General features: G+C 60.4%; 2 protein-coding genes and 2 pseudogenes. 1 reads left to right on the top strand and 3 read right to left on the bottom strand.

The features are described from left to right. Positions 1–487 (bottom strand): annotated as a pseudogene (locus AC52Q4_RS03170) (NADH-quinone oxidoreductase subunit L); the annotation flags it as partial. 74 nt (positions 488–561) lie between these two features. Here AC52Q4_RS03170 and AC52Q4_RS03165 point away from each other — a divergent pair. After that, positions 562–1,449 (top strand): LysR family transcriptional regulator, encoded by an 888-nt coding sequence (locus AC52Q4_RS03165; RefSeq protein WP_495535352.1) that lies wholly within the window; start codon positions 562–564, stop codon positions 1,447–1,449. Positions 1,450–1,451: 2 nt separating this feature from the next. On the opposite strand, the gene AC52Q4_RS03160 is transcribed toward AC52Q4_RS03165, so the two are convergent. Next, on the bottom strand, positions 1,452–2,870 hold the full coding sequence (locus AC52Q4_RS03160) for a UDP-N-acetylmuramate--L-alanine ligase (RefSeq protein WP_495535351.1): 1,419 nt from the start codon (positions 2,868–2,870) through the stop codon (positions 1,452–1,454). Between the two features lie 9 nt (positions 2,871–2,879). Continuing rightward, positions 2,880–3,121: pseudogene (locus AC52Q4_RS03155) on the bottom strand (ACP S-malonyltransferase); the annotation flags it as partial.

The following is a 3,121-nucleotide window of genomic DNA, read 5'->3' as shown; positions in this document are numbered from 1 at the left end:
AGAGCATCGTGCCCAACCGGTCGGGGAAATAAATCAGGAGTTTGTAGAGCCCGAGGCTCGTGGCCACCCAGGCCAAACCAAATTGCACCAGCCCCGGTGCCACGATCAATGCCATGACCGACCCCAGAGTGACACAGAGCCATTTGATAAATCCCCCCTGCCCCGATTCGCCGGCCAGATAGTTCTTCGAGTAACGCACAATCACCGCCCCCAGGAAACAAACCAGCAGAAGGACGGTGGCCGAAAGCGCATCCAGGCGCAGTCCGAACCACCCCGCTTCGGTCGCCGTCGCGACGACAGCTTCCGGGCCCGTCGCCGCCCAGAGGGCCGTGGCCAGCAAAGTGCAAACGAAGGCGAGCCACGCCAAACCCTCCGCCAGACGACCCGCCACCCTCGGCGATTGATTGAGTCGCGAGGCGGGGAACAGGGACCACAGCAAAAAGGTCGGTGCGATCCAGAGGGTCAGGGCACATACAATCCAGTTCATCCCGACAAGAGTATGCGATTGACTTAAATATGTCCAATACAAGTATTCGATGAAAACGTTCTGTTTTATATATAATGAATCAGTTGAACTATCACCACCTCCGTTATTTCCATGCCATCGTCAAGGAGGGTAACCTGACCCGCGCGGCCGAGCGGCTCAACGTCGCGCAGTCCGCTCTCAGCATACAGCTGAAGAAGCTTGAGCAGAGCCTGGAATGCCCCCTCTTCGACCGGCAGCACAAATCGCTCATTCTCACCGAGGAAGGCCGCATGGTGCTCAACTATGCCGACACGATTTTCAAAACCGGCGAGGAAATGCTCGCCACCCTGCAAAACCGGGGCGGGCGCTATCGTAATATTCTCCGGGTCGGTGCCGTCTCCACCCTTTCCAAGAATTTCCAACTCAGCTTCCTCCGGGATGCGCTCGACGACACCGAGCTGGAGGTCATCATCCACTCCGCCAGCGCCCGTGAATTGTTTGCCCAGCTCCGCGCCCATACCCTCGACCTCGTGCTTTCCAACAGCCCCGTGCCCCGCGATACCGAGCGCCAGTTGCACAGCCAGTTGGTCGACGATCAAGCGGTCAGCCTGATTGGCCAGAAGTCTTTCAAGAAACGCCGCGCGTTTCGTTTTCCCGAGGACCTGCGCGACGCCCCCATGGTGCTGCCGAGTGTTGAGAGTAACATCCGCGCCCGCTTCGACCTGATTATGGAGCGGGCCGGCATCGCCCCGCTCATTGCCGCCGAAGCGGACGATATGGCCATGCTCCGCCTCATCGCCCGCGACACCGACGCGATCGCCCTGCTCCCCCCCGTCGTGGTGAAGGACGAGCTTAAAACCGGACGCTTGAAGGAACTCTACCAAATCCCCGATATCCACGAGACTTTCTACGCCGTGACGATTACCCGCAGATACCCGAACCCTTATATCGAGAAGCTGCTCCAAAAACCCGAATCGGTTTGAGCTTAAAGCGGCTCGCGCAGACTCGCGGCCAACGAGTGGGGAACGCCATCGAAGGAACCGTTCGTAAAAAACACCACGATCTGCTCGTGCGGTGACTGCACTTGCTCCAGTAAGTGTGCGAGCAATTCCGCATTTTCAGTGAAAGCCGCCGCCACACAACCAGACGCCGTGAGCGCCGTCGCCATGGCGACCGTATCCAGCCGGTCTTCCGGGGCCATCCGTTCAGCCCGGTGCACCGCGCCGAAACAGACCGCATCGGCCTGACTGAGCGCCGTCTGGAAAGCTTCCTGAAAACGGGAGCTGGCCGCCGTATTGCTCCGCGGCTCAAAGCAAACCGTCATCCGGCGATTCGGGTAAGCCGCTCGCAGCGCTTCGGTAGCCACCCCGACTGCTGTCGGGTGATGCGCAAAGTCTTCCACGACGACACAGGCCCCGCTTTCGAAAAGCACATCCTGCCGCCGCCGCACACCGCGAAAGTTCGCTAAGGCGGAAAGGTCAAATTCCCCGGGGTCTTCGTAGCCACCCGCCAGAGCCGCCGCAAGGGCCGCCATGGCCGCGTTACGCGCGTTGAACAGCCCGTGCATCTGCCATTGGACCCGGGCCCACAGCTGGCCCTTCCAGACAAGCTCGAAGGAAGCTCCTTCGGGCGCATCTTGAAAATCGCGGAGTACCAAGTCATTCCCCGGATCCACTCCGACCCGGAGAACCTGCGTCCAGGGCACGGGCACGAGCGCTCGTAGATTTAAGTCGTCTCCGTTGACCAGCGCGTAGCCGGAACCCGGCAAAATGCGCAAAAAATGGCGGAAGGTGCGCTGCACGTCCTCCAAGTCACGGAAAATGTCGGCATGGTCGAATTCGAGGTTGTTCAAAACCGCTATCTGCGGCCGGTAGTGGATGAATTTACTGCGCTTGTCGAAAAAGGCGGAGTCGTATTCGTCGCCCTCGATGACGAAGGGCTGACCGCTACCGAGGTGCGCACCGCCCGGCAAATCGCAGGGCACGCCGCCGATGAGCCAGCCCGGCTCCGCTCCGGCTGCATCGAGCAGGTAAGCCGTCAGCGTGGCGGTTGTCGTTTTCCCATGCGTCCCGGCGAGCACGACCGGGCACCGCCCGACCAGCACGGTATCGTGAAAAAGCGCGGGCAGCGAAATGAAGGGGACCTCAGACTGATCGAGCAACCACTCCACCTCCGGGTTGCCCCGGCTCATGGCGTTACCCACGACCACCTGATCGACCTCGAGCGCGGCTAAACGCGCCGCGTCGAAGCCCTCCAGCAATTCGATCCCGGCATCCGACAAAACCTCAGACATGGGCGGATAGACCCCCGCGTCGCAGCCCAATACCTCATGGCCCTGCGCTTTTACAAGGAGCGCGGCATTGCCCATGGCCGTGCCGCAAATGCCCATGAAGTAAATACGCATAGGACCGGCTCAGGCGGGGATTTCCTCAAACTCGGACATCGGCACCACCACGATTTCCCGGTCAATTCGCTTGGCAAAGCCAGCCAAAACCTTACCGGGCCCGCATTCGAAAAACTGCGCCCCCTCGTTTTCGGCAGCCATATTGCGCAAACAATCCTCAAAGCGAACCGTCGACACCACCTGGTCAACCAAAGCCGATTTGATCGCCGCAGGCTCCCGCACCGGCGCACCCGTCACGTTGGTGTAAACCG

The organism is Nitrococcus sp., assembly GCF_059432795.1.
The sequence above is the reverse complement of the archived record's forward strand: the minus strand, read 5'-3'. Positions and strand labels throughout refer to the sequence as shown.